This window comes from Actinoallomurus acaciae (assembly GCF_042429965.1).
GTDB lineage: Bacteria > Actinomycetota > Actinomycetes > Streptosporangiales > Streptosporangiaceae > Actinoallomurus > Actinoallomurus acaciae.
Genome location: NZ_JBHLZP010000598.1, coordinates 1 through 4,634 on the forward strand (window position 1 = coordinate 1; position 4,634 = coordinate 4,634).

Genomic DNA, 4,634 nt, shown 5'->3' on the forward strand with positions numbered 1-4,634 from the left:
CGGTGCCGGCCGCTCCGGCGCCGCCGGAGGGCCCGGCAGGCCCCCGTGGCCGCCCGTGCGGCGGCTGTCGCCCCGGGGACGGTGGGCCACCTTGTCCGTGATCCTGGCCCGTCACGATGGTCACCTCGGCTTCGGCGATCACTCGGCGGCCGTTCATGTCCATCCAGCCCCACGAGCGGTCCCGGCCGACGCCAGTACGGGCCCGGCGGTCGGGGGCTTCGGCGGCCACGGCCTCGTCCGGGCCGAGGAGCCGAGGAGCACACGCCCGACAACGCGGCAGGCCCGGCGGACAAGGAGCGGAAACGCGCACCGGCCGACCCGATGACCGGTACCGATCAACGGCCGGGGGGCATGCGAACGTACGGTCCGACAACACGGCGAGCCCGCCGATCAAACTCCGCCCAACCCGATGACCGAGGGGCATGCGAGCGTACGGTTCGGCAACGCGACAGACCCGCCGTGCGGGCACGGCGGTCAAGGCGTGGGGGAGCGCTCCGGCCAGGACGGTGACCGGTACCTGCCGCCGGGCGAGGAGTGTGCGTCCGTGCGGCTCGACGGGTGGTGGCCGTCCATCGGCGGTCGTACGGTGCCGCGCGAGGGCCGGCGGCCCCGGTGCGACCACGGCGGCTGCGGGTCTTCGGTGGCGCGGGGCGCGAAGTCCTCCGACGGAACGGCACGCGGGCGCCGGTCCGTCGTACGCCGCATCGGCGTGCGGCGATCGGTCAGGACGTTGTTCGTGTCGGCCGCCGGGTCGTGGCGCTGGGCGTTCTCATTGGAACGTTCCGCGCCCTCGACCCCAGCCGATCCGTGGGTGCCGCCCATCGCGCCGACATCCCTGCCTCCGCCCGCCGCGGCGGCGCCGGCCGACGTCAGCACCATCGCGGGCACGCCGAAGGTCACGAACGCCCGTACGCCGCGGCGGTACTGCCCCTGGAGGCCGCCGCACGGGACGCGGGCCGGAGGGGCGGGCAGCGGCGGGGCGCCCGCGTCGACGTCGGCGACCAGCGAGGCCAGCAGGGCGGCCGCCGGGTCGTCGGTCGAGGAGCGGGGGACGTCGGTGAGACGGCGTGCGGAAAGCGCGTCGAACAGCTCATCACTGCTGCTCACCGCGCTGATGTCGAACGGATCGGGAGTGGTGGCACGACCACGTGTCAAGCGATCGACTCCTCACTTGCCATCGCTCGAAGCCGGGCGATCGCCCGGTGTTGCGCGACGCGTACGGCCCCCGCTGACATACCGAGTACATTACCGGTCTCCTCCGCGGAGAGACCGGCCACCACCCGCAGAAGAACCAGCTCGCGCTGGTGCTCCGGCAGCCGGTCGAGCAGGTCGCGAGCGCGCTCGGCCTCGATGTAGCGCACGACCGTCTCCTCCGGTCCCGGTCCCTCGTCGGGCCCGTCGGGCAGGTCCTCGGTCGGCACGGCCGCACGGATGGCGCTGCGCAGCGCATCGGCGATCTTGTGTGAGGCGATGCCGAAGACGAAGGAGGCGAAGGGCCGGCCCATGTCGCGATAGCGGGGCAGGGCCCCCAGCACGGCGATGCACACCTCCTGCGCGACGTCATCGGCGATGTGGTATTGCCCGGACACCCGGCCGAGTCGCGCACGGCAGTAACGGACGATCATCGGGCGCACGCGCCCGATCAGAGACTCGACCGCCGCCGGGTCTCCTTGTACGGCCAGGCTCGTCAAGTCACGGAGATCGCTTTCATCCCCTTTGGCCGGACGGCTCAGCCGTAGATCGTCGGCAGCACCCCGATACGTGGCCCCGGCGATTGCTCCCTCGGTCACGAGAGCATGATGCCCATCGAGATCGCGCCTGTCTGCCTCGTTGATGACAACGGAATGGTCACAGTGCACGATCGAGCGGCCATTTCTCACTCATTGTAGCCGCACACAAACCCACCGTCAGTGTTGTGCGTCATTTGACACATACATTCCGAGAGCAGCGGGCTTTCGGGAAATTATTGGCATCCCTCGCAAGTCCAGCGTACGCCCGGCCGCCGAAGACAAAAGAAGGGCCCTCGCCGCGCGACGCGGCGAGGGCCCGGAAAAGACCGGCCGGTATCAGTGACCGTGCCCGTGGCCGTGACCGCCGGCCGCGGCGTCGGGCTCTTCCTCCGGCTTGTCCGCGACCAGGGCCTCGGTGGTGAGGAGCATGCCCGCGATCGACGCGGCGTTGGTGACCGCCGAGCGGGTCACCTTCACCGGGTCGATGACGCCCTGGGCGATCAGGTCGCCGAACTCGCCGGTGGCGGCGTTGAAGCCGTGCCCGGCCGACAGCTCCTGGACCTTGGAGACGACGACGTAGCCCTCGTTGCCGCCGTTCTCGGCGATCCAGCGCAGCGGCTCGACGAGCGCCTTGCGCACGGACTCCGCACCGGTGGCCTCGTCGCCCGACAGGCCGAGCGCGTCGAAGCCGGCCTTGGCGACATGGACCAGCGCGCTGCCGCCGCCGGAGACGATGCCCTCCTCGATGGCCGCGCGGGTGGCGGAGATGGCGTCCTCGAGACGGTGCTTCTTCTCCTTCAGCTCCACCTCGGTGGCCGCGCCGACGCGCAGCACGCTCACACCGCCGGCGAGCTTGGCGAGCCGCTCCTGGAGCTTCTCGCGGTCCCAGTCGGAGTCGCTGTTCTCGATCTCCTGGCGGATCTGGCGGACCCGGTCCTCGATGGCGGAGGCCTCGCCCGCGCCGTCGACGATCGTGGTGGCGTCCTTCTTCACCGTGACCCGGCGGGCCGTGCCGAGCATGTCGAGCTCGACGCCGTCCAGCTTGAGGCCGACGGCCTCGGTGATGACCTGGCCGCCGGTGAGCACGGCGATGTCCTCGAGCATCGCCTTGCGCCGGTCGCCGAAGCCGGGGGCCTTGACGGCGACGCTGACGAAGGTGCCGCGGATCTTGTTCTGGACCAGCAGCGCCAGGGCCTCGCCCTCGACGTCCTCGGCGACGATCAGCAGCGGCTTACGGGTCTGGGCGACCTTCTCCGCCAGGGGCAGGAAGTCGTTGACGTTGGAGATCTTGCCGTCGTGGATGAGGATGTAGGCGTCCTCGAGGACCGCCTCCATGCGCTCGGGGTCGGTCACCATGTACGGCGAGAGGTACCCCTTGTCGAACTGGAGCCCCTCGGTGAACTCCAGCTCCAGGCCCATCGTGTGGGCCTCCTCGACCGTGATGACGCCGTCCTTGCCCACCTTGTCGAACGCCTCGGCGATCAGCTCACCGATCTTGGCGTCCTGGGCGGAGATCGTGGCGACGTGCGCGATCGACTCCTTGTCGTCGACCTCGCGGGCCGACTTGAGCAGCTCGTCGGAGATGTACGCGGCGGCGGCGTCGATGCCGCGCTTGAGGCCGATCGGCGACGCGCCGGCGGCGACGTTGCGCAGGCCCTCGTGGACCATGGCCTGGGCCAGGACCGTGGCGGTCGTGGTGCCGTCACCCGCGATGTCGTTGGTCTTGGTGGCGACCTCCTTGGCGAGCTGGGCCCCGAGGTTCTCGAACGGGTCCTCCAGGTCGACCTCGCGCGCGATGGTCACACCGTCGTTGGTGATCGTGGGGGCGCCCCACTTCTTGTCGATGACGACGTTGCGGCCACGCGGGCCGATCGTCACCTTCACGGCGTCCGCGAGGGCGTTGACGCCGCGCTCGAGCGAGCGCCGCGCGTCCTCGTCGAAGTCCAGGATCTTCGGCATGAGAGAAGCTCCAAGTAAAGGGATGTACGTCAGATATGTGCTAGAAGCACACAGCCCCGGCCGCCCGCAGGGGCCGACCGGGGCGGTGCATCTGTCTTCAGTTGTTACTTCTCGACGACGGCGAGCACGTCGCGAGCAGACAGCACGAGGTAGTCCTCGTTGTTGTACTTGACCTCGGTGCCGCCGTACTTGCTGTAGAGCACGACATCTCCGACCTTGACGTCGAGCGGCACGCGCTTCTCGCCCTTGTCGTCGAAGCGGCCCGGGCCCACGGCGAGGACGGTGCCCTCCTGGGGCTTCTCCTTGGCGGTGTCCGGAATAACCAGACCTGACGCAGTTGTCTGCTCGGCCTCGAGGGGCTGGACGACGATGCGGTCCTCGAGCGGCTTGAGAACAACCTTGGTGGCGGTCGACACGATCTGACCTTCCCCTTCGATTGCGTATCCTCGGCCGACCGAAGCGGCCAGCCGCATGATGGAGACGCGACCACGGTGGCCTGCCGTCGCGGGTGCCAGACCAGCCTGTCGCTTGATTGGCACTCTGCTGATGAGAGTGCCAGTCATGGAGATTATGCCGTGGCCGGGGACCCGTCAACACGGGCCCACCCCTACCGAGCCTCCCGCCTGTGACCTGCCCCGATAACAGGTCCAGCGCGCCGTACGACTTTCTCCGGGTGACTCTCCCGCGCCCACGGCCGATGCCGTACCGCGACCAGGCGTCGCTACCGTCTTCGGGTGGACATCGCCGCTTTCGAAGGCCTGCTGACCCCCGGCGGCCAGGCCCTGCTCGGGGAGGCGGGCGTGGCGGACGTGAGCGACGGGTCGCTGCTGGCGACGGCGTCGCGGCTGCGCGCCCGCCATTCCCCGGAGCTGGTCGGCGCCGCGCTGACCCAGATACGCCTGCGGCAGCGGGCGCGCGCCAAGTTCGGCGCCGACGCCGACCGCA

General features: G+C 70.1%; 5 protein-coding genes. 1 reads left to right on the plus strand and 4 read right to left on the minus strand.

What is annotated here, in order from left to right; translation table 11 throughout:
* Positions 1–474 precede the first annotated feature (474 nt).
* The 4 genes from ACFFNX_RS42880 to groES form a co-directional block, all read right to left on the minus strand.
* Entirely contained in the window at positions 475–1,155 is a 681-nt protein-coding gene (locus tag ACFFNX_RS42880) for a hypothetical protein (protein WP_378211996.1), read from the minus strand.
* Entirely contained in the window at positions 1,152–1,733 is a 582-nt protein-coding gene (locus ACFFNX_RS42885) for a sigma-70 family RNA polymerase sigma factor (protein WP_285582886.1), read from the minus strand. The genes ACFFNX_RS42880 and ACFFNX_RS42885 overlap by 4 nt, the downstream gene beginning before the upstream one ends.
* A gap of 333 nt (positions 1,734–2,066) precedes the next feature.
* A complete protein-coding gene (groL, locus tag ACFFNX_RS42890) occupies positions 2,067–3,689 on the minus strand; it encodes a chaperonin GroEL (protein WP_378211997.1) in 1,623 nt (540 codons plus the stop codon).
* Positions 3,690–3,793: 104 nt separating this feature from the next.
* Complete coding sequence (groES, locus tag ACFFNX_RS42895) at positions 3,794–4,105, minus strand: co-chaperone GroES (protein ID WP_141956791.1); 312 nt, start codon at positions 4,103–4,105, stop codon at positions 3,794–3,796.
* A 318-nt stretch (positions 4,106–4,423) separates the two neighbouring features.
* On the opposite strand from groES, the gene ACFFNX_RS42900 reads away from it, so the two are divergent.
* Positions 4,424–4,634: DUF8688 domain-containing protein (locus ACFFNX_RS42900; RefSeq protein ID WP_512699881.1), on the plus strand; the 211-nt coding region annotated here is incomplete at its 3' end.